The sequence below is a fragment of the Azonexus fungiphilus genome, from assembly GCF_003634965.1.
GTDB lineage: Bacteria > Pseudomonadota > Gammaproteobacteria > Burkholderiales > Rhodocyclaceae > Azonexus > Azonexus fungiphilus.
Window position 1 is genome coordinate 398,619 of sequence record NZ_RBXP01000011.1, and the last position, 21,077, is coordinate 419,695.

The following is a 21,077-nucleotide window of genomic DNA, read 5'->3' on the forward strand; positions in this document are numbered from 1 at the left end:
CATGAGCAATTGCCATAGCGCGCCGGCGCCGCGCCTGCTGGCGCTCGGCGACAGCGCCTGGACGCTCGAGTTCGGCGAAGCCATCGACCCCGTGCTGAACGGACGGGTGATGGCACTGGCGGCGCTGGTCGACGACGAACGCCGGCGTTCCCCGGCGCTCGCCGGAATCACCGACCTGGTGCCGACCTTCCGCTCGCTGACCGTGCACTACGATGCCCGCGATGCCGACCCTGCAGCGCTCGGCGACGCCCTGCTGCAGCTCGCCGGCAGCGCCGGCGCCAGCGTCGCCAGCGGTCGCCTGTGGCGCCTGCCGGCCTGCTTCGACGCCGCCTTCGCTCCCGACCTCCCGGTCCTTTGCGAACGCCACCGGACGACGCCGGCGGCCGTGATCGAAACCCTGTGCCAGACCGAGTTCCGGGTGTACATGATCGGCTTCATGCCCGGCTTCCCCTACATGGGCGGGCTGCCGCCCAGCCTGCACACGCCGCGCCTGGCGACGCCGCGCACCGCCGTGCCGGCACGCTCGCTGGCGGTTGCCGGGGAAATGTGCGCGGTCTACCCGTGGACCAGCCCGGGCGGCTGGAACCTGGTCGGGCGGACGCCGATCGACCTGTTCGATCCGGCCGCCGAACCGCCGGCCCTGCTCGCTGCCGGCGACCGCGTCCGCTGGTTCACGGTCGACCGCGACATTTACGAAAAAACCGACGCCGAACTGCGCCGCGGCCACCTGTCGCGCACCGCTTTCCTGCTGGGAGAAACGGCATGAACGCCAGCCTCGAAGTCATCGACGGCGGTCTCGGCAACACCCTCCAGGACCGCGGCCGGCACGGCTATCGCCACCTCGGCGTCGCCACCTCGGGTTTTCTCGACCCCCAGTTCGCCGCCTGCGCCAACGCCCTCGCCGGCAATCCCGACGACGCTGCAGCCATCGAGATCCGCGGCATCGGACCGACGCTGAAGGCAATCGGCGGCCCGCTGCGGATCGCGCTGTGCGGGGAGATCGAAGCCCAACTGCTGCGCCACGGCGGCAGCCGCCAGACGCTGGCGCCCTGGCACAGCGCGACGCTGGCCGCCGGCGACATCGTCAAATGCGGCGCGGTCGGCGCCGGCACGGCCTATCTCGCGGTCAGCGGCGGCTTCACCCCGACGCCGCAACTGGGCAGCCGCTCGACCTACCAGCGTGCCAACATCGGCGGCATCGCCGGCCGGCCCCTCGCTGCCGGCGACAGCCTGCCGTGCACGCGCCTGGCCGCGCACGAATACCGCGAGTTCCGCAACGATCCCTGGCGCCACGCCGACGGCCCGGTGCACGTGATCGCCGGGCCGCAGGCCGATCACTTCGCCTACGATGCACTGCAGCGCTTCGCCGCCGCCGTGTACACCGTCAGCCGCGACAGCGACCGCATGGGCATGCGCCTGGCCGGCCCGGTCCTGCAGCATCGCAGCCCGGCCCACGCCGACATCGTTTCCGACGCGGTCACCCCCGGCTGCATCCAGGTGCCCGGCAACGGGCTGCCGATCATCCTGCTCGCCGACTGCCAGACGGTCGGCGGCTACCCGAAGATCGCCACGGTCATCGGCGCCGATCTCGGCCGGCTCGCCCAGTGCCGCCCCGGCGACGAACTGCGCTTCGCCAGCGTCGACCTGGCCACCGCCGGCGCCCTCCGGCGCGCCGAGGAAGACCGTCTGGCGCGCTGGCGGCAGGGCATCGGCAGCTACCTGCCAGCCGGCTACCTCGACGAAACCGCCCTTTACCAAAGCAACCTGATCAGCGGTGCGGTTCGCGCCGAACCGCCGATCCGCGACTGAAAGGAAGACCATGTCCCGCGCCATCAACCTCAACGCCGACCTTGGCGAAAGCTTCGGCCCCTGGCCGATGGGCAGCGACGACGCGTTGCTCGCCGTCGTCCGCAGCGCCAACATCGCCTGCGGTTTCCACGCCGGCGACCCGCTGGTCATGCGCCGCACCGTCCGCGCCGCCGGCGCCAACGGCGTCAGCCTCGGCGCCCACCCCGGCTTCCCCGACCTGCAGGGCTTCGGGCGGCGCCAGATGAAGGTGCCTGCCGACGAACTCGCCGCCATGCTGATCTACCAGATCGGCGCGCTGCAGGCGATCGCCGCCGCCGAAGGCCAGACCGTCAGCCACGTCAAGCCGCACGGCGCGCTCAACAACATGGCCTGCGCCGATGCCGCGCTCGCCCGCGTCGTCGCCGAAGCCACGGCCGCTGCCGGGCGCGACCTGATCCTGCTCGCGCCGGCCTGTTCGCTGCTCGCCGAAGCCGGCGTAAAAGCCGGCCTGCAGGTCGGCCTCGAAGTCTTCGCCGACCGCGCTTACTGCAACGACGGACAACTGGTGCCGCGCGGCCAGCCCGGCGCGATGATCCACGACGCCGAGGCGGCGCTGGCCCACGTCCTGACCATGCTCGAACGCGGCGGCCTGGTCAGCCTCGACGGCAGCCTGCTACCGACCGCCATCCACAGCATCTGCGTGCATGGCGACGGCCCGCAGGCGGTGGCCTCGGCCTGCCGCATCCGCGACGGCCTGACGGCCGCCGGCTACGCCGTGCTGCCGCTGCCGGCTGTCCTTGGACAGTAAGCCGGTTTTTGCCGGGATCTGACGGTCGACCGTCAAATCCGGGCAAAAACCCCGGCCACAAAAAAGCCCGCCGATGGCGGGCTTTTCGTTGGCAGTCCGGCGCTCAACCGACCCAGCGGCGGGCGTTGCGGAACATCCGCATCCACGGCGAATCCTCGCCCCAGTTTTCCGGGTGCCAGGACATCTGGACGGTACGGAAAACGCGCTCCGGGTGCGGCATCATGATCGTGAACCGGCCGTCGGCCGTGGTCACCGCGGTCAGGCCGCCCGGCGAACCGTTCGGGTTGTACGGATAAACCTCGGTCGGCTCGCCCTTGTTGTCGACGTAGCGCACGGCGGCCAGGCACTTGCCCGGGTCGTCGGCCTTGTCGAAAACGGCGCGGCCTTCGCCGTGCGAGACGACGATCGGGATTTGCGAGCCTTCCATGCCGGCGAAGAAGATCGACGGCGAATCGAGCACTTCGGTCATCACGAAGCGCGCCTCGAACTGCTCGACCTGGTTGCGGCGGAACGCCGGCCAGTGTTCGGCACCGGGGATGATCGACTTGAGCGCGCTCATCATCTGGCAGCCGTTGCAGACGCCGAGCGCGAAGGTATCCGGACGATTGAAGAAGGCGGCGAACTCGTCGCGGCAGCCGTCGTGCATCAGGATGGTCTTGGCCCAGCCCTGGCCGGCGCCGAGCACGTCGCCGTAGGAGAAGCCGCCGCAGGCGACGAGGCCCTTGAAGTCCTTGAGACTGACGCGGCCGGCGAGGATGTCGCTCATATGCACGTCGACCGACTGGAAGCCGGCGCGGTCGAAGGCGGCGGCCATCTCGTAATGGCTGTTGACGCCCTGCTCGCGCAGGATGGCGACGCGCGGGCGGCCGCTGATGTCCTGATAAACCTTGGTGAAATCTTCCTGCGGATCGAAAGTCACCTTCGGCGTCAGGCCGGGATCGGCAACGTCGAGGATACGGTCGAATTCCTGCTGCGCGCAGTCCGGATTGTCGCGCATCGCCTGCATGCGGAAGCTGGTTTCCGACCAGGCACGCTGCAGGTCCACGCGCTTCTCGCGCAGCACGCGCTTGGCGTTGCGGGTGACGCGGATTTCGTCCCACTCGTTCAGGTGGCCGACGAAATGGTAAGGCACACCACAGGCGCGCAGGATGGGCGTGACCTTCTCGCGGTCGGCACGGCGGATCTGGATCAGCGCACCGAGTTCCTCGTTGAACAGCGCGCGGACGATGTTCTCGAAATCGCGGCCGGCCATCAGGTCCGGACGCTTTTCGGCGCCATCGACGTCGAGCGCGGCAGCGTCGAAGCAGACGCCGTCGAGGTCGAGCGACACGCCGCGACGGCTGGCGAAGGCCATTTCGCAGGCGGCGACGAACAGGCCGCCGTCGGAACGGTCGTGGTAGGCAAGCAGCAGGCCGTCGCGATTCAACTTCTGCACGGCGTCGAACAGGCCCTTGAGCTTGGCCGGCTCATCGACGTCCGGCGCATCATCGCCGGTGGCGTTATAGACCTGCGCCAGCGCCGAGCCGCCGAGGCGGTTCTTGCCGAGGTCGAGCAGCAGCAGTTCGGTTTCGCCCTGCTCGGTGGCAAGCAGCGGGGTTTTCGTCTTGCGCACGTCGTCGACCGCGGCAAACGAGGTGACGATCAGCGACAGCGGCGACACGACCTGCTTCTTCTCGCCGTTCTCGTCCCAGGCGGTGCGCATCGACAGCGAATCCTTGCCGACCGGGATCGACACGCCGATCTGCTTGCACAGCTCGGAGATGCCTTCGACCGTCGCGTACAGACGAGCGTCCTCGCCCGGCACGCCACACGGCGCCATCCAGTTGGCGGAGAGCTTGACCTTGTCCAGGCTGCCGACGTCTGCCGCGGCCAGGTTGGTCAGCGCCTCGCCGATGGCCATGCGGCCGGAAGCCGGCGCGTCGAGCACGGCCAGCGGCGTGCGCTCGCCCATGGCGAAGGCTTCGCCGAGATAACCTTGATAGCCCATCGTGGTCACGGCGACATCGGCCACCGGCACCTGCCACGGGCCGACCATCTGGTCGCGCGCGGTCATGCCGCCGACCGAGCGGTCGCCGATGGAGATCAGGAAGGTCTTGTCGGCGATGGTCGGCAGACGCATCAGGCGGTAGGCGGCGTCCTTCAGTTCGATGGAAACCGCGTCGAAGGGCACGAACGTAGACGGCTGCGACGTGACGTCGCGGGTCATGCGCGGCGGCTTGCCGAGCAGCGCTTCCATTTCCATGTCCACCGGATTGACGCCGAAGTGGGCGTCGGTGACGGTCAGGTGGCCGTCGCCGGTCGCTTCGCCGACGACAGCGAACGGGCAGCGCTCACGCTCGCACATCGCCTGGAATTCGCCGATACGGTTCGGTGGAATGGCCAACACGTAACGTTCCTGCGATTCGTTGGACCAGATTTCGGCCGGCGACATGCCCGGCTCCAGGGTCGGCACCTTGCGCAGGTCGAAAATGGCGCCGACGCCGCCCGAATGGGCGAGTTCCGGTAGGGCGTTGGAAACGCCACCAGCACCGACGTCATGCACGGAGAGAATCGGGTTGTCCTTGCCCATCTGCCAGCAGCGATCAATCACCTCCTGGGCGCGCCGCTGGATTTCCGGGTTGCCGCGCTGCACGGACGCGAAATCGAGGTCTTCGGCATTGGAACCGGCCGTCATCGACGAGGCGGCACCGCCGCCCAGACCGATCAGCATGCCGGGGCCGCCGAGCTGGATGAACTTGGTGCCGACCGGGAAGGTTTCTTCCTTGAACGACTGCTCGGCCTGGATGGAACCGAGACCGCCGGCGATCATGATCGGCTTGTGGTAGCCGCGCACCGTGCCGGCGACATCCTGCTCGTAGGTACGGAAATAGCCGGTCAGGTTCGGGCGACCGAATTCGTTGTTGAAGGCGGCGGCACCGATCGGGCCTTCGAGCATGATGTCCAGCGCCGAGGCGATGCGCGACGGGCGGCCGTAGGCATGTTCCCAGGGCTGCGGCGCATCCGGCAGATTGAGGTTGGAGACCGAGAAACCGCAGAGGCCGGCTTTGGGCTTGGAACCCTTGCCGGTGGCGCCTTCGTCGCGGATTTCGCCGCCGCTACCGGTAGACGCGCCCGGGAAGGGCGAAATCGCGGTCGGGTGGTTGTGCGTCTCGACCTTGGTCAGGATGTGGGTCAGCTCTTCCTTGTAGCTGTAGCCGCGGTCGGCATCCGGATAGAAACGCTGGATCTTGGCGCCTTCGATGATCGAGGCGTTGTCGGCGTAGGCCATGACCGTGCCTTGCGGCGCGGCGGCATGCGTTTCGCGGATCATGCCGAACAGCGTCTTGTCCTTCTTCTCGCCGTCGATGACCCAGGAGGCGTTGAAAATCTTGTGGCGGCAGTGCTCGGAGTTGGCCTGGGCGAACATCATCAGTTCGACGTCGGTCGGGTTGCGACCGGCCTTGCTGAAGATGTCGAGCAGATAATCGACTTCGTCGTCGGACAGCGCCAGGCCGAGCGTGGCATTGGCGTCGACCAGCGCGGTTTTGCCGCCCTGGAGCACGTCGACCGTGGACAGCGGCTTCGGCGCGAAATGGCGGAAGAGTTCGCCGGCTTCGGCAAAACCGGCGAGCACCGATTCGGTCATGCGGTCGTGCAGCAGGCCGGCGACGAGCTTCTTCTCGTCCACGGTCAACGCCCGGTTTTGCCGCAAAACCACGTGGAAGGCGACGACGCGCTCGATGCGCTCAATCGCCGGTTCCAGATCGCAGTTGAAGGCGATGTCGGTGGCCTTGGACGACCACGGCGAAATGGTGCCGATGCGCGGCGCGACCAGGAACAGCTCGCCCTTCTCTTCACCGGCGGGGACTTCTTCCAGCAGCTTGGCCAGCTTGGCGCGCTCGTCGGCGGCCAGCGCGCGCTTCTGCGCGACGACGTGCCAGTAATCGGCGGTTACCGATTCGATATCCGACACCGCCGCGCTCAGGCGGGCGAGCAGGCGTTGCAGGCGGAAGGCGGAAAAGGCGGCGTCGCCCTTGAGGCAAAGAATGTCGGCCATGGATGTGGTGTCGGGTTAGGCGGAGAGGCCGGCATTATACCCGAGGCCGCCGGGCGGATCGCCGCTGCGCCGCGACAAGCGCATGGCATCAAAGGTAACGAAGGGTTGCGGGGTTACAGTCGATAGTTTTTTTATAATTATTGATTTCCGCTGATAAAAAACATTAATATCAAGAGGGTCTAATTCCGATAATTCCCCAACCCCATTCACCTAACGAGGTCATCATGAGCATCGCAATGCGCATCGTCCTGCTGATCGCCCTGGCGGTCGCCGGCCTGGTCGGCCTGGGAGGTTTCAGCCTCTACCAGATGTCGAACATCAACCAGGGCGTCAAGGAAACCAACGAAACCACGATTCCCGGCATCCTCAAGCTGGAAGAAGCGCAGACCGCCTTCCTGCTCGCCCGCCCCTTCCTGATCAACGTCCTCATCGAAAGCGACCCGGCCCGCCGCGAGACGCTGGTCCAGCGCTTCAACGAGCGCATGGCCGAGATGAACGCCGCCTTCGCCGATTACGAGAAGCTGGTGCACGACGACAAGGACCGCGAATTGCTGGCGCACGACAAGAAGACCGCCGACGCCTACCTCGAGTTCGCCAAGCAGTACATGGCCGCCGCGCTCGCCGGCAACCGCGATGAAGCGATGGCCATCTCGCGCAACGCCGCCGACACCGTCAACGGCCTGTCCAACGCCCTGGTCGAGCACGCCCGGTACATCAAGGCGCACGCCGAGGAGTCGGCCAAGGAGGCCTACGACATCCACAACACCGCGATCAACCTGGTCGTCGGTGCGATCGTGCTGCTCAGCCTGGTCGTCGCTGCCATCGGCCTGCTGATCTACCGCCATGTTTCCGGCGGTCTCGACCGGATGGTGACGATTTTCACCGGCATCGAGAAGCACCTCGACTTCACCGGCCGCCTCGATGTCGCCGGCGACGACGAACTGGCCAAGGTGGCGCATGCCTTCAACGGCTTGCTCGAGCGCCTGCAGCAGAGCTTCCGCAAGATGTCGAAGCACGCCGAATCGGTCAACAGCGCCGCCCAGCGCGTCTCCACCGCGGCCCGCCAGATGTCGGTCGCCTCGCAATACCAGAGCGAAGCTGCCTCGAGCATGGCGGCGGCGGTCGAGGAAATGACCGTCAGCGTCAATCACGTCGCCGACCGCGCCGAGGATACCCGCCGCCTGGCGACCAGCGCCGGCAGCGTCGCCGCGCGCGGCCAGAACATCATCGGCGAGACGGTGCAGTCGATCAACGGCATCGCCACCACCGTGCAGAGCGCCTCGGCCCAGCTGACCGCGCTGGAAAAGCAGAGCGAGAAGATCAGCAGCATCGTCTCGGTGATCAAGGACATCGCCGACCAGACCAACCTGCTCGCCCTCAACGCCGCCATCGAGGCCGCCCGCGCCGGCGAACAGGGCCGCGGCTTCGCGGTCGTCGCCGACGAGGTGCGCAAGCTGGCCGAGCGGACCGGCCACTCGACCCAGGAAATCGCCGCCACCATCCAGGAAATGCTCAGCGGCGCCCAGGGCGCGGTGCACAGCATCCAGGGCGTCGAAGGTGCCGTCGCCGCCGGCGTCGGCTACGCCGAGCAGGCGAGCGGCGCGATGCAGGAAATCGGCAGCGGCTCGAGCGAGACCGTCGGCATGGTCAGCGACATCACCAGCGCGATCCGCGAACAGGGCGTCGCCAGTACCGACATCGCCCAGCAGGTCGAGAAGATCGCGCAGATGGCCGAGGAAAACAGCGCCGCCGCACAATCGACCTCAGGCACCTCGGAAGAGATGGTCAAGCTGGCGCAGGAAATGCACGACATCGTCGCCCAGTACCGCGTCTGAGGCGCGGCAGCGACCAGCGGGGCCGGCACTGCCGGCCCTTTTTTTATTTGCGGATCGGTGCGTTGCGCCCGGACATGCTGTCGCTCATCCGGTAGGCGGCATCGATGAACTGGCCGTCCGGGTTCTTGCGGCAGTACTGCTCGATGTTGCGCTCGACCGTGCCGGCCGAGACGTCGGTCACCTGCTGGCGCTGGTTGGCGTAGTTGTGGCCGCTCAGGAAGCCGCGCGCCCAGGCCACCTGCGCCGCCCGCTGGTCGGGATCGGCGGCGGCCGCCTGCCAGGCGGCGCAGGAATTGTCGTCGAAACCGAGGATTTTCAGCCCCGAAGCCGTCGCCGGCCCGGCCAGCAGGACGGCACATGCCAGCAGGACGCATCCGCGCGTGTTGCCCATCGCTCACTCCAGAAACGGTTGCCAAAGGCCGCAGCATAGACCACCCGGCCGCCGGCGGGAACGCCGATGGCTTGAACCGCCGGCGATTGTCACGGTCAACCCGGCCATTGCCCGGAAAACCGCCATGCCCGAATTTCGCCCGTTTGCCCTCTCCGCCACCTATGCCCAGACGCTCGCCGAGTTTTGCGTCCCCTGGCAGCCGGCAGCCGCGCCTGCCCCCAAACCGGTACGCCTGAACCGCGAACTGGCCGAAGAACTCGGCGCCGACCCCGATCTCCTGGCCGGCCCCGAGGGCCTGGCGATGTTCGCCGGCAACCTGCTGCCGGCCGGCGCCAAGCCGGTCGCCCAGGCTTACGCCGGCCACCAGTTCGGCGGTTTCTCGCCGCGCCTGGGCGACGGCCGCGCTTTATTGCTCGGCGAAGTGGTCGACCGTCAGGGCCGACAGCGCGACATCGCCTTCAAGGGCTCCGGGCGCACGCCCTTCTCGCGCAACGGCGACGGCAAGTGCGCGCTGGGTCCGGCGCTGCGCGAATTCCTGGTCGGCGAGGCGATGCACGCGCTCGGCATCCCGACCACGCGGGCGCTGGCCGTGGTCGCTACCGGCGACATGGTGCGCCGCGAGCGCGCCCTGCCCGGCGCCGTGCTCACCCGTATTGCTGCCAGCCACCTGCGTGTTGGCACTTTCGAATACGTCGCCGTGCATCACGGCCCGGCCGCCGTGCACAAGCTCGCCGACTACGCCATCGCCCGCCACGACCCGCAACTGGCCGGCCGCGCCGACCGTTACCTGGCGCTGCTCGACGCCGTCGCCGGCCGCCAGGCCGAGCTGGTCGCGCGCTGGCTCGGCGTCGGCTTCATCCACGGCGTGATGAACACCGACAACATGACCATCTCTGGCGAAACCATCGACTACGGCCCCTGCGCCTTCCTCGAAAGCTACCACCCGCGCACCGTGTTCAGCTCGATCGACAGCCAGGGCCGCTACGCCTACGGCCGCCAGGCGTCGATCGCCCAATGGAATCTCGCCCGCCTGGCGGAAACCCTGCTGCCGCTGATCGACACCAACATGGACCGCGCCATCGCCGCCGCCACCGCGGTGATCGAAGCCTTCCCCGAACGCCACGCCGCCTGCTGGCTGACAGTGATGCGCGCCAAGCTCGGCCTTGACGACAGTGGCGACACCGAAGCCGACCGTACCCTGGCCGATGATTTCCTGACCCTGCTGCAACGCGGCCGGCACGACTTCACCAACAGCTTCCGCGCCCTCCACGACTTTGCCGACGGCCGCCCGCAGGCACTCGCCCGGCTGTTCGCCGACGACCCGGACGCCGCCGCCTGGCAGCAACGCTGGCAAGCCCGCCAGCCGCAACGCGACGCCGCCCTGCTGGCGACCATGAAGCGCGCCAACCCCTGGCTGATCGCCCGCAACCACCAGGTCGAAAATGCGCTCGAAGCCGCCGTCGACCGTAATGACCTGGCCCCCTTCGACGCCCTGCTCGTCGCACTGCGCGCGCCATTCGACGAACGCGACGCCGACCGGCATTACACCGAACCGGCAGCACCGGAAATCACCGCCAGCTACCAGACCTTCTGCGGGACCTGAGGCAAGGCCGGACAAAGGCCGTAAAATCCGGCCTTTGTCATCGCCAAGCCGCCCGCATGCGCCTCCTCCACACCTCCGACTGGCACCTCGGCCAGCATTTCATGGGCAAGAGCCGGCAGGCCGAGCACCAGGCGCTGATCGTCTGGCTGCTCGAACAGGTGGCGGAACACGCGGTCGACGCGGTGCTGATCGCCGGCGACATCTTCGACACTGGCACGCCGCCGAGTTACGCCCGCGAGCTGTACAGCCAGCTGGTCGTGCGCCTGCACGAGGCGGGCGTCGCGCTGCTGCTGCTCGGCGGCAACCACGATTCGCCGGCGACACTGGGCGAAAGCCGCGAACTGCTGGCCCGCCTGGGCACCACGGTGATCGCCGCGACGCATGCCGATCCGGCGACGCAGGTGGTCGTCCTGGCGCAGCGCGACGGCACGCCGGGCTGCATCGTCGCCGCCGTGCCCTTCGTCCGCCCGCGCGATGTGCTGCAGAGCCAGGCCGGGCAGAGCGCCGAGGACAAGCAGTTGTCGCTGCAGCAGGCGATCCAGCAGCACTATCAGACGGTCGACGCCGCCGCCCGGGCCAGAATGGCCGAGCTCGGCGTCACCCTGCCCGTCGTCGCCACCGGCCACCTGACCACGGTCGGCGCCAGTGCCAGCGAATCGGTGCGCGAAATCTACGTCGGCGCGCTCGAAGCCTTCCCCACCGCCGCCTTCCCGCCGGCCGACTACATCGCGCTCGGCCACATCCACCGGCCGCAGAAGGTCGGCGGACTGGAACACATCCGCTACAGCGGCTCGCCGCTGCCGCTCGGGTTCGACGAAGCGAAGCAGCAGAAGGAAATGCTCCTCGTCGACCTCAACGCCGACGGCCTGCAGGCGGTAACGCCGCTGCCGGTGCCGCGCTTCCAGGGGCTGGTTTCGATTGCCGGCAAGCTCGCCGACCTGCCGGCGCAGATCGGCGCCGCCGCTGCGCAAGGCACGCCGGAGCGCCCGACCTGGCTGGAAGTCACCGTCGCCGAGGACGACTACCTCGCCGACCTGCCGGCGCGCATCGAGAAGATGACCGAAGGCTGGCCGGTCGAAGTCCTGCGCATCCGCCGCCAGCGCGGCAACGCCGCCGCCCGCCTGGAAGCCGCCGCCAGCGAGACGCTGGACGAACTCGACCCGCACGAAGTCTTCGCCCGCCGCCTGCAGCAGGAGGAACTCGACGCCGAACTGCAGCAGGCGCTGAGCGAGCGCTACCGCAGCGTCATCGCCGGCCTGCACGGGGAGGAAGCATGAAGATCCTGACCCTGCGCCTGAAGAACCTCAATTCGCTGAAGGGCGAATGGACCATCGACTTCACCCGGCCGCCGTTCACCGACAACGCGCTGTTCGCGATCACCGGGCCGACCGGCGCCGGCAAGTCGACGCTGCTCGACGCCATCTGCCTCGCCCTCTACCACCAGACGCCGCGCCTGAAGACGATCTCGGCCGCCGACAACGACATCATGACGCGGCACACCGCCGACTGCCTGGCGGAGGTCGAATTCGAGGTGAAGGGCGCCGTGTACCGCGCCTTCTGGAGCCAGCGCCGCGCCCGCGACAAGGCCGACGGCGCACTGCAGGCGCCGAAAGTCGAACTCGCGGCCGGCGACGGCACCATCCTCAGCACCCAGACCAACGACAAGCTGAAACGCATCGCCGAGATCACCGGCCTCGATTTCCCGCGCTTCACCAAGTCGATGCTGCTCGCCCAGGGTGGCTTCGCAGCCTTTTTGAACGCCAGCGCCAACGAGCGTGCCGAACTGCTTGAAGAGCTGACCGGCAGCGAAATCTACGGCGAAATTTCGCGCAAGGTCTTCGAGCAGGCGCGCGAAGCCAGGGACAAACTGGCCCAGCTCAAGGCCCGCGCCGACGGCATGGAGCTGATGAGCGACGAGCAGCGCGCCGCGATGCTGCAGGAAAGTGCCGGGCTGGAAACACAGCTCGCCGACCTCCAGCGCCAGCACACACAGACGCAAGCACAGCGCCAATGGCGCCTTGATTTCGCCCAGGCCGAACAGGAAGTCACCGCCGCGCTCACCCGCCAGCAAACCGCCGACGCCGCGCTGGCCGACGCCGCGCCCAAACTCAAGCGCCTGGCCGACAGCGAACCGGCCGCAGCGCTGCAGCCGCTGCACCAGCAATGGCAGCAGGCCGACGCCGTCGTCCGCCAGACCGCCGCCGAACGGCAGGCACTGCTCGGCGAACGCAGCCGTCTGCAGGCTGCCCAACTGGCCGGCCACGACGCCGCCGCCAGCCACGCCGCCGCCGTCGCCGCCCAGGCGCAACAGGCCCTGCAGCAAAGCCGGCGCGAAGCGAAGGAGATCGACGACTTCTGCGCCGCCCACGCGCAGCGCGCCCAGCTTGGCGAACGCCTCGGCGCCTGGCGCCAGCAGTTCGAACAGCGCGCCCGACTGGCCCGCGAACTCACTGCCCAGCAGCAGGCGCAACAGAAACTCGCCGCCGAGCAAGCCGCCAACGAACGGCAACGCGCCGCCCAGCAGTTGACGGTCGACACCGCGCAGAAGGCAAAAACCGCCGCCGACGCCGCGCTCGACACCAGCCGCGCCGAACAGAACCAGCGCCTAGCCGGCCAGACACTGGCCGAGCTGCGCGCCCACTGGCAGCGCGAGCAGGCCGCCGGCAACCGCTGGCAGCAGCTCGACGCCCTCGCCCGCCAGCGGCGCGAACTCGCCGCCCAGCAAGGCGCGCAGGCGCAGCAACTGCAGCAGGGCGAAGCGCAAATCGCTGCCCGGGAAAGCACACTGGTCGCGCTGCGCGAGCAGCACAAGGTGCTGAGCGCCCAGGTCGCCGACAAGCAGAAGCTGCTCGAACAGGAACGCCTGATCCGCAGCCTCGCCGACCACCGCCGCCAGTTGCAGCCGGGCCAGCCCTGCCCGCTGTGCGGCGCGCACGAGCACCCGGCGATCGCCGACTACGCCGCGCTCGACGTCTCGGCCACCGAAGCCGCGCTGCAGGCAGCGCAGAAGTCGCTCGCCGAGCTGGTCGAAAAAGGCCAGCAACTGCGCGACGAGCAGACCAAGGCCAAAACGGCGCATGCCGCGCTGCAGGAACAACAGGCAAAGACCACGCGCGACCTCGCCCGCCTCGCCGACGACTGGCAGAGCCAGCTCGCCGCGCTGCCGGCCGGCACGCTGCCGGCCGACGTCTGGCAGGATGAACCAAGCCTCGCCGCCGCCCGCAGCCAGGCCGAGCAGTCGCTGGCCGCGCTCGCCGCCCGCCTGCAAGCCGCCGAACGCGGCGAACAGGCGCTCAACGCCGCCGCCAAGACCGCCGCTGACGCTGCCCAGGCGCTACTCGCCGCCGACAACCAGCTGCAACTGCTGACCCAGGCCGGGCAAACCGCCGCGCTGCGCCAGGCGGAAATCGCCAAAGCCGGCCAGGGCATCGCCGCCGAACAGGCCGAACTCGACGCCCGGCTCAAGGAAACCCTGACCGACATTCCTGCCGACCCCGCCGCCTGGCTGGCCGAGCGCGACACCGAATGGCAGCACTGGCAACAGACCCAGCGCCGCCGCCAGGAACTCGCCACCCAACTCGTCCAGCAACAGGAACGCGCAGAAGCCGCGCAGATCCAGGCCGCCCACTGGGTCGAACAGGCCGCGCAACTGCGGACCGTAACCGCCGACGCCCACCCGCCGGCACCAGCCAGCGCCGAAGCCGACCCCGCCGCCCTCGCCCGCTGCGCCGAGCGCCTCGCCGAACTCGGCCAGCAACTCGCCGCGCTGCAGGGCCGGCAGGCACAACTCGACGCCAACCTCGCCCGGCAGCAGCAAACCCTCGCCGATGCGGCAAGCGCCTGGCAAACGGCGCTCGCCGCCAGCCCGTTCAAAGACCTCGACGCCTACACCGCCGCACTGCTGCCGGCGGATGAGCGCCAGCGCCTGCAGCAAGCCCGGGAAACCCGGCAAGCCACCAAGCAGCAGGCCGACGCGCTACTCCAGGCCGCCCGCGAAAAATTCGCCCGCCTGCACGCCGCGCCCGCCGGCGCGCGGGCCAGTGACGACACGCCTGAGGCTAGCGGCCAAACCGAAGTACCGCCGCTCGCCGACCTCGACACCGCGCTCGCCCAACTCGACCAGCAGCGCCGCGAACTCAGCGAACAACTCGGCGCCCGGCGCGCCCTGCTCGCCCGCGACCAGGAGGCGCGGCAGAGCCAGCAGGCGCTGTTCCGGGAAATCGCCGCGCAGACTGCCGACGCCGACCTCTGGCAGCACCTCGACAGCCTGATCGGCTCGGCCAAGGGCGACAAGTTCCGCAAGTTCGCCCAGGGCCTCACCCTCGACCACCTGCTGCACCTCGCCAACGGCCACCTGGCCCGCCTGCACGGCCGCTACCTGCTGCGCCGCAAGAGCAGCGGCGAGCTCGAACTCGACATCGTCGACAGCTGGCAAGGCGAAGTCGCCCGCGACACCCGCACCCTCTCCGGCGGCGAAAGCTTCCTGGTCAGCCTGGCGCTGGCCCTCGCCCTCTCCGACCTGGTCAGCCACAAGACCAGCATCGATTCGCTCTTCCTCGACGAAGGCTTCGGCACGCTCGACGCCGACACCCTGGAAATCGCCCTCAACGCCCTCGACACGCTCAACGCCAGCGGCAAGATGATCGGCGTGATCAGCCACGTCGACGGCATGAAAGAGCGGATTCCGGCGCAAATCCGCGTCGAGAAGGGCGGCGGGGTCGGCTATTCGCGCTTGCGGATCTAGGATCTGGGGCCGTAAGCCGCCATGAAGACACCGATAGCGCTTCTGGCGATTCGGTCGAGACGCAATGGATCCAGGGGCTTTATCTCGGTGTGGTAGAACATTTCCTCCAGTTCCGATTCCAGCAAGCCACTCAGGTGGGCCATGGCAATCGAAGGATCGGCCTGACGTAGTTTTCCGGCGCCCATCGCCTGTTTCAGAAAAGCGGAAATGATGACTTCACCTTGTTTGCGGCTACGCGCATAGAACATTTCCCCGAAATCCGAGCGCGTCGCCTCGGCGATCGCCAGGCGACGCAAAGCCAGAATTTCCGGTGAGTAGATGAAAGCCAGCAAGTCCTTGCCAAAATGGACAAGCGCTTCCTCGATACTGGGTGTTTCCGGATCCAATGCCCGGGTGATCACTTCGGCCTGGGCATGACTTCCGGAAAGCATGACTTCCAGAAACAGGGCTTCCTTCGAAGGGAAATAGCTGTACAGCGTCGCCCGGGAGTAACCGGCCTTGGCGCAAATATCCGACATCGACGCGCCTTCGAAACCGGTCACCCGGAATACCTCGGAAGCGGCATCAAGGATGCCCTGGCGCTTTGCCTCGCTCTTCGTTCTCATGACGACTCCTTAACTAGACTTGTTCGTTCAGTATAGCTTGACTTGGTAGCAAGTCATAACTAGACTGCACCGTACAGTTTAGTTACGAGGTGATTCATGTCTTCTCAAGCAATTACGCCGCCGCGCCGCGCCTTTTCATCAAGCACATGGATCGCCATGGCCATTGCGGCAGCCTTGTCCGGTTGTGCCGCGCTCCCTTCTGGGCAGACGCTCCAGTCAATCAAAGCGGTCGATCAGTACCAGAGTGCGTCTTCCTTGTCGGCGCCCGTGGTCGCCTGGCCCGATGAGCAATGGTGGCAACGCTATGGCGATCCGCAACTGGACAGGCTGATCCAGGAGGGCCTCGCCAACTCGCCGGACATGGCGGTTGCCGCCGCCCGCCTGCACGCTGCCGAAGCCAGCCGGCAGGTTTCCAATGCGGCCCTCTATCCGCAGATTTCGGCCAACGGCTCGGTCACCGAACAGAAGCAGAGCTACAACTACCTGACGCCGCGCAGCATGACGCCGGATGGCTGGCAGGACTATGGCCGGGCAACGATCGATTTCAGCTGGGAAATCGACTTCTGGGGCAAAAATCGCGCTGCGCTTGCCGCAGCGACCTCGGAACTGCAGGCCAGCCAGGCGGAACTGGCCCAGGCCCGGCTGACGCTGGCGAGCAGCATCGCCAGCGACTATGCCGAACTGGCGCACCTTTTTGCGACGCGCGACACGCTGGCCGAGGCGCTCAAGGTACGCACCAGAACGGCAGAGCTGTTCGCCCAGCGTTTTGCCAACGGTCTCGAAACGCGCGGCAGCCTGCGCGAAGCCGAGGCCAGGCAGGCCTCCGCCGAAGGTGATCTGCTGCAGGTCGACGAGCAGATCGCTTTGCAGCGGAACCGTCTCGCTGCCTTGCTCGGGGCCGGTCCGGACCGCGGTCTCGAGATCGCCCGGCCGCAATTCGAATTCGCTCACCACTTCGCCCTGCCGGCCGAACTCGCGGTCAATCTGCTGGGGCGGCGACCCGATATCGTTGCCGCGCGCCTGCAAGTTGAAGCCAGCGTCAGGCGCATCGACGAAAAGAAGGCCGGTTTCTATCCGAACATCAACCTGGCGGCCTTCATCGGCGTGCAATCCCTGGGGCTCGACCTGCTCAGCAAGGGCGGCTCAAGCATCGGCAGCGTCGGCCCGGCGATTTCCCTGCCCATTTTCAACGCCGGTCGTCTGCAAGGCGAACTGCGCGGCGCCCGGGCACGCCATGAAGAAGCGGTGGCCAACTACAACAAGACGCTGACGCAAGCGCTGCAGAACGTCGCCGATTCGGCGGTCAGCCAGAAAGCGCTGGGCGCCCGCCTGAACAAGAGCGAGCAAGCCGTCGCTGCGGCCGGCGAAGCCTACCAGGTGGCACGCAATCGCTATGAAGGCGGACTTTCCAGCTACCTGGAAGTGCTCTCCGCCGAGGACAGCCTATTGACCAACCTGCGCGCCCTGACCGACCTGAGAGCGCGTTCGGCCAGCCTCGATATCGCGCTGACGCGCGCGCTCGGCGGCGGCTACCAGACGAACCACTGATTTCTCCCGGAGATTAACGACATGTCAGAACTTACCGCCCAAACACAAGACCGGAGCGCCATCACGCAGCGCCGGAACAAGCTGCTGATCGGCTTCGTCGGCGCGCTCGCCGTCATCGCCGCCCTGATAGCCGCCTACTGGATCTTCTATGGCTCGCGTTTTGTCTCCACGGACAACGCCTATGCCGCCGTCGAAATCGCCCAGGTCACGCCCTCCGTTTCCGGAACCATTGCCGAAGTACGAGTCAAGGATACGCAGGCGGTCAAGACAGGCGACATCCTCGTGGTCATCGACCCGACCGACGCCAGGTTGAATCTCGCCCAGGCCGAAGCCGAACTGGGACGCGCCATCCGCCGGGTCAAAGGTTATGTCGCCAACGACCTCGGTCTGGGCGCCCAGGTTGCCGCCCGCGAAGCCGAGGAAAAGCGCGCCGCCGCGCAGCTTGAATCTGCCGTAGCCGATTTCGAGCGCGCCAGCATCGACCTCAAGCGACGCGAAGCCCTGATCACCTCCGGTTCGGTCTCCGGTGACGAACTGACCCGTGCGCAAAGCACCTACGCCACGGCCAAGGCCAGTCTCGCCGCCGCCAAGGCGAGTGCCAGCCAGGCCCAGGCCAATCGTACGGCGACGCTGGGCTCGAAGGAGGCCAATGCCGTCCTGATTGCCGGTGTCGCTGAAGAAAACAATCCGGAAATTGCCCTGGCCCGCGCCAAGCGCGATCAGGCCGCCATCGACCTGGAACGCACCGTGATTCGCTCGCCGGTCGACGGCGTCGTCGCCAAGCGCCAGGTGCAACTGGGACAACGTGTTCAGGCCGGCACGACGCTACTCTCGGTGGTGCCTATCCAGGAAATGCACGTCGACGCAAATTTCAAGGAAGGGCAACTGGAAAAGGTACGCATCGGACAGGTCGCCACGGTTACCGCCGACATCTACGGCAGTTCGGTGACCTATCACGGCGTGGTCGAAGGTTTCTCTGCCGGCTCCGGTTCCGCCTTTGCCGCGATTCCGGCGCAAAACGCCACCGGCAACTGGATCAAGGTGGTGCAGCGTCTCCCCATCCGCATTCGCCTGAACGCCGACGAATTGCAAGCCAATCCCCTGAAAGCGGGTCTGTCGATGGCCGTCAGGATCGATACCAGCAAGTTGGCCAACTGAGGAAACAAGAATGAGTCGGACGACCACATCGCCATCGACCGAGCAGCCGCTGAGCGGCGGCATGCTCTGGTTCGCGGCCATCATTCTGGCGGCAGCCAACTTTGTTGCCGTGCTCGACATGACCATCGCCAATGTTTCCGTACCGACCATTGCCGGTAGTCTGGGGGCCACAAGCAGCCAGGGCACTTGGGTCATCACCTCCTACGCCGTCGCCGAGGCAATCACCGTACCGCTGACCGGCTGGCTCGCTGCCCGCTTCGGCGCAGTTCGCGTCTTTACCATCGCCATGGCCTTGTTCGGCGTATTTTCTGCACTCTGCGGCCTGGCCAACTCGCTCGGCATGCTGGTCTTTGCCCGCATTTGCCAGGGTTTTGCCGGCGGCCCCTTGATGCCGCTCTCGCAGACGCTGCTGCTGCGGATATTTCCAAAGGAAAAAGCCACTGCGGCCGTCGGCATCTGGTCGATGACGACCCTGGTCGCCCCCGTGCTCGGCCCGATGCTCGGTGGCTATCTGTGCGACGAGTATTCCTGGCCGTGGATTTTCTTCATCAATCTGCCGATTGCCTTTGCCTGTGCCTTCATTGCCTGGAAATTGCTCAAGCGCTATGAAGAACCCCTGGTCCGCAATCCGATCGACCGTATCGGACTCGCCTTGTTGATCGTCTGGGTCGGTTCGCTGCAATTGCTGCTCGACGAAGGGAAAAACCTGGACTGGTTTGCCTCCACGGAAATCGTCGTGCTCGGCATCATCGCTGTCATCGGTTTTATCGCCTTCATGATCTGGGAGCTGCATGAAGAGCACCCGGTGGTCGATTTGCGCGTGTTTCGCCATCGCGGCTTCTCGGCCAGCGTGCTGACGATCAGCCTGGCTTTCGCCGCGTTTTTTGGCGCCAACGTGCTCACCCCGCAATGGCTGCAGACCTACATGGGCTACACCGCAACGACGGCGGGGCTGGCGACGGCGTGGACGGGGGTTTTTGCGGTCTTCGTCGCACCACTCGCTGCCGGACTATCCGCCAAGGTCGATCCCCGCAAGCTGGTATTCTGGGGCGTCCTCTGGCTGGGCATCATCTGTCTCTGGCGCACCGTTGCAACCACCGACATGGGCTACTGGGAAATCGCCCTGCCCCTGATGGCGATGGGTCTTGGCCTACCCTTCTTCTTCGTTCCACTGACCGGTTTGGCCATGGCCAGCGTTGACGAACCGGAAATGGCTTCGGCTGCCGGGTTGATGAACTTCCTGCGCACCCTCTCGGGCGCTTTCGCCACCTCGCTGATCACCACCCTGTGGGACGACCAGACGATGGTCAACCATGCCGAACTGGTCGCTGTCAGCGATTCCGACCAGACGCTGCAAAGGTTTTTCGAAGGCATGGGCAGCACCGGCGAAACCACGCTGCAGAACATCGACCGGCTGATCAACGCGCAAGCGGTGATGCTGGCCACCAACCAGGTGATGAGCATCGTCGCCTTCAGCTTCATCGTTGCCGCCTTCGCCATCTGGCTGGCGCCCAGGCCACAGCGCGTCGTTGATCCTGCCGCGTCCGGAGGACACTGAGAGACCATTGCAACCGGGCCAGCCCGCCGCGGCACGGTGGACTGCAGGGGCGGTTATGCGCGGCTGCGGATCCGGGGAGCCGTCCCGCTCACCCCGCCACCGCTGCCGTCCGCTGCGGTGCCGGCCACACCAGCCACAGCGCCGCGCCGGCGATCATCAGGCCGCCGAGCCAGGCTTCGCCGGCCAGCGATTCGCCCAGCCAGAGGACGGCGAAGAGCGCGCCCCACAGGGGTTCGCTGCCGAGCAGCAGGGCGACCTTGCTCGGGCTGCCGGCGGCGAGCGCGCGGTTCATCGCCCAGAAGGCGAACAGCGTGCAGGCGAGCGTCAGCCAGGCAATGGCACCCCAGAATTCGAGGCTGCTCGGCAGCGCCGGCAGGCCGCCGGCGAAGCACGGGGCGACGGCCAGCGCGCCAGCACCGACGAGCAGGCCCTGGGCGGCGGTCAGGCCCATGCTGTCGATGGCGCGGCCGGCGGTCAGGCGCGTCGTCAGACAGGTCTGGAAGGCGCGGATCAGCGCCGCCAGCAGCATCAGCAGGTCGCCCGGGTTGAGGCTGCCGCGGCCGATGCCGGTGAGCAGCGCGGTGCCGAGCAGCGACAGCGCGCTGGCCAGCCACAGGCGGGCGCCGGGGCGCTTGCCGAACCACGCCCACTCGACCGGCGGCGTCAGCAGCAGGCAGAGGCTGACCAGGAAGGCCGCGTTGCCGGCGCTGGTCTGCGCGACGCCGGCGGTTTCGGCGAGGAAGATGGCGAGCAGGCCGAGGCTGGTCGGCAAGGCGACGAGGAAGGTGTCGCGCCGCTGCGCCGCCGGCAGCGTCAGCCAGTAGCGACCGAGCAGCAGCGCAGTGAGCAGGAAACGGATGGCGATCACGCCGGCCACCGGGTAATGCAGCAGCGCCGTCTTGACGACGCTGTAGCTGCTGCCCCAGATGGCGGCAATGAGCAGCAGGAGCGGTTCGGCGGGCAGGCGGCGGAAAAACATGGTGCGGTCCTCATCAGGTCTGGC

The 21,077-nt window shown here is 67.3% G+C and carries 14 protein-coding genes; 10 read left to right on the forward strand and 4 right to left on the reverse strand.

What is annotated here, in order from left to right; all coding sequences use genetic code 11:
• Position 1: 1 nt before the first annotated feature.
• The 3 genes from pxpB to DFR40_RS04765 are packed head-to-tail and all read left to right on the forward strand — an operon-like array spanning position 2 to position 2,596.
• A complete protein-coding gene (gene pxpB / locus DFR40_RS04755) occupies positions 2-766 on the forward strand; it encodes a 5-oxoprolinase subunit PxpB (RefSeq protein ID WP_121457314.1) in 765 nt (254 codons plus the stop codon).
• The gene (locus tag DFR40_RS04760; RefSeq protein ID WP_121457315.1) at positions 763-1,809 is read left to right on the forward strand and encodes a 5-oxoprolinase subunit C family protein; all 1,047 of its coding nucleotides are present in this window, start codon (positions 763-765) and stop codon (positions 1,807-1,809) included. The genes pxpB and DFR40_RS04760 overlap by 4 nt, the downstream gene beginning before the upstream one ends.
• A gap of 10 nt (positions 1,810-1,819) precedes the next feature.
• Positions 1,820-2,596, forward strand: a complete 777-nt coding sequence (locus DFR40_RS04765) for a LamB/YcsF family protein (RefSeq protein WP_121457316.1) — start codon at positions 1,820-1,822, stop codon at positions 2,594-2,596.
• Between the two features lie 103 nt (positions 2,597-2,699).
• Here DFR40_RS04765 and purL read toward each other — a convergent pair whose 3' ends face one another.
• Entirely contained in the window at positions 2,700-6,632 is a 3,933-nt protein-coding gene (gene purL, locus DFR40_RS04770) for a phosphoribosylformylglycinamidine synthase (protein WP_121457317.1), read from the reverse strand.
• 224 nt (positions 6,633-6,856) lie between these two features.
• Here purL and DFR40_RS04775 point away from each other — a divergent pair, with 224 nt between their 5' ends.
• Entirely contained in the window at positions 6,857-8,467 is a 1,611-nt protein-coding gene (locus DFR40_RS04775) for a methyl-accepting chemotaxis protein (protein ID WP_121457318.1), read from the forward strand.
• 43 nt (positions 8,468-8,510) lie between these two features.
• On the opposite strand, the gene DFR40_RS04780 is transcribed toward DFR40_RS04775, so the two are convergent.
• Positions 8,511-8,858 (reverse strand): hypothetical protein, encoded by a 348-nt coding sequence (locus tag DFR40_RS04780; protein WP_121457319.1) that lies wholly within the window; start codon positions 8,856-8,858, stop codon positions 8,511-8,513.
• Between the two features lie 124 nt (positions 8,859-8,982).
• Here DFR40_RS04780 and DFR40_RS04785 point away from each other — a divergent pair, with 124 nt between their 5' ends.
• From DFR40_RS04785 to DFR40_RS04795, 3 genes are read left to right on the forward strand one after another with little or no spacing between them, the layout of a single operon-like run.
• Positions 8,983-10,461: a protein adenylyltransferase SelO gene (locus tag DFR40_RS04785; protein ID WP_121457320.1), complete on the forward strand. Its 1,479-nt coding sequence runs from the start codon at positions 8,983-8,985 to the stop codon at positions 10,459-10,461.
• A gap of 56 nt (positions 10,462-10,517) precedes the next feature.
• Positions 10,518-11,738 (forward strand): exonuclease subunit SbcD, encoded by a 1,221-nt coding sequence (gene sbcD / locus DFR40_RS04790; RefSeq protein WP_121457321.1) that lies wholly within the window; start codon positions 10,518-10,520, stop codon positions 11,736-11,738.
• Entirely contained in the window at positions 11,735-15,205 is a 3,471-nt protein-coding gene (locus tag DFR40_RS04795) for an AAA family ATPase (protein WP_121457322.1), read from the forward strand. The genes sbcD and DFR40_RS04795 overlap by 4 nt, the downstream gene beginning before the upstream one ends.
• Here the strand turns inward: DFR40_RS04795 and DFR40_RS04800 are convergent.
• A complete protein-coding gene (locus DFR40_RS04800) occupies positions 15,202-15,810 on the reverse strand; it encodes a TetR/AcrR family transcriptional regulator (RefSeq protein WP_121457323.1) in 609 nt (202 codons plus the stop codon). The two genes, DFR40_RS04795 and DFR40_RS04800, sit on opposite strands and share 4 nt — an antisense overlap.
• Before the next feature lie 156 nt (positions 15,811-15,966).
• Between DFR40_RS04800 and DFR40_RS04805 the strand changes: the two genes are divergently transcribed.
• Genes DFR40_RS04805 through DFR40_RS04815 form a run of 3 tightly spaced genes read left to right on the forward strand, consistent with a single transcriptional unit; the run spans position 15,967 to position 20,074 of the window.
• Entirely contained in the window at positions 15,967-17,358 is a 1,392-nt protein-coding gene (locus DFR40_RS04805) for an efflux transporter outer membrane subunit (protein ID WP_245985610.1), read from the forward strand.
• A gap of 21 nt (positions 17,359-17,379) precedes the next feature.
• Positions 17,380-18,516, forward strand: coding sequence for an HlyD family secretion protein (locus DFR40_RS04810; protein WP_121457325.1), 1,137 nt, complete (start codon positions 17,380-17,382; stop codon positions 18,514-18,516).
• 10 nt (positions 18,517-18,526) lie between these two features.
• Positions 18,527-20,074 carry a DHA2 family efflux MFS transporter permease subunit gene (locus tag DFR40_RS04815; RefSeq protein ID WP_211329722.1) on the forward strand — a complete coding sequence of 516 codons (1,548 nt, stop codon included), beginning with the start codon at positions 18,527-18,529 and terminating at the stop codon, positions 20,072-20,074.
• A gap of 88 nt (positions 20,075-20,162) precedes the next feature.
• On the opposite strand, the gene DFR40_RS04820 is transcribed toward DFR40_RS04815, so the two are convergent.
• Entirely contained in the window at positions 20,163-21,053 is an 891-nt protein-coding gene (locus DFR40_RS04820) for a DMT family transporter (RefSeq protein WP_121457327.1), read from the reverse strand.
• Positions 21,054-21,077 lie beyond the last annotated feature (24 nt).

Excerpts from the sequence above, each read along its gene's own strand:
- DFR40_RS04800 (WP_121457323.1), bottom strand. The coding sequence starts at position 15,810 with ATGAGAACGAAGAGCGAGGCAAAGCGCCAGGGCATCCTTGATGCCGCT.
- DFR40_RS04765 (WP_121457316.1), top strand. The coding sequence starts at position 1,820 with ATGTCCCGCGCCATCAACCTCAACGCCGACCTTGGCGAAAGCTTCGGC.
- pxpB (WP_121457314.1), top strand. The coding sequence starts at position 2 with ATGAGCAATTGCCATAGCGCGCCGGCGCCGCGCCTGCTGGCGCTCGGC.
- DFR40_RS04810 (WP_121457325.1), top strand. The coding sequence starts at position 17,380 with ATGTCAGAACTTACCGCCCAAACACAAGACCGGAGCGCCATCACGCAG.
- DFR40_RS04780 (WP_121457319.1), bottom strand. The coding sequence starts at position 8,858 with ATGGGCAACACGCGCGGATGCGTCCTGCTGGCATGTGCCGTCCTGCTG.
- DFR40_RS04785 (WP_121457320.1), top strand. The coding sequence starts at position 8,983 with ATGCCCGAATTTCGCCCGTTTGCCCTCTCCGCCACCTATGCCCAGACG.
- DFR40_RS04805 (WP_245985610.1), top strand. The coding sequence starts at position 15,967 with ATGGCCATTGCGGCAGCCTTGTCCGGTTGTGCCGCGCTCCCTTCTGGG.
- DFR40_RS04760 (WP_121457315.1), top strand. The coding sequence starts at position 763 with ATGAACGCCAGCCTCGAAGTCATCGACGGCGGTCTCGGCAACACCCTC.
- DFR40_RS04795 (WP_121457322.1), top strand. The coding sequence starts at position 11,735 with ATGAAGATCCTGACCCTGCGCCTGAAGAACCTCAATTCGCTGAAGGGC.
- sbcD (WP_121457321.1), top strand. The coding sequence starts at position 10,518 with ATGCGCCTCCTCCACACCTCCGACTGGCACCTCGGCCAGCATTTCATG.
- DFR40_RS04815 (WP_211329722.1), top strand. The coding sequence starts at position 18,527 with ATGAGTCGGACGACCACATCGCCATCGACCGAGCAGCCGCTGAGCGGC.
- purL (WP_121457317.1), bottom strand. The coding sequence starts at position 6,632 with ATGGCCGACATTCTTTGCCTCAAGGGCGACGCCGCCTTTTCCGCCTTC.
- DFR40_RS04820 (WP_121457327.1), bottom strand. The coding sequence starts at position 21,053 with ATGTTTTTCCGCCGCCTGCCCGCCGAACCGCTCCTGCTGCTCATTGCC.
- DFR40_RS04775 (WP_121457318.1), top strand. The coding sequence starts at position 6,857 with ATGAGCATCGCAATGCGCATCGTCCTGCTGATCGCCCTGGCGGTCGCC.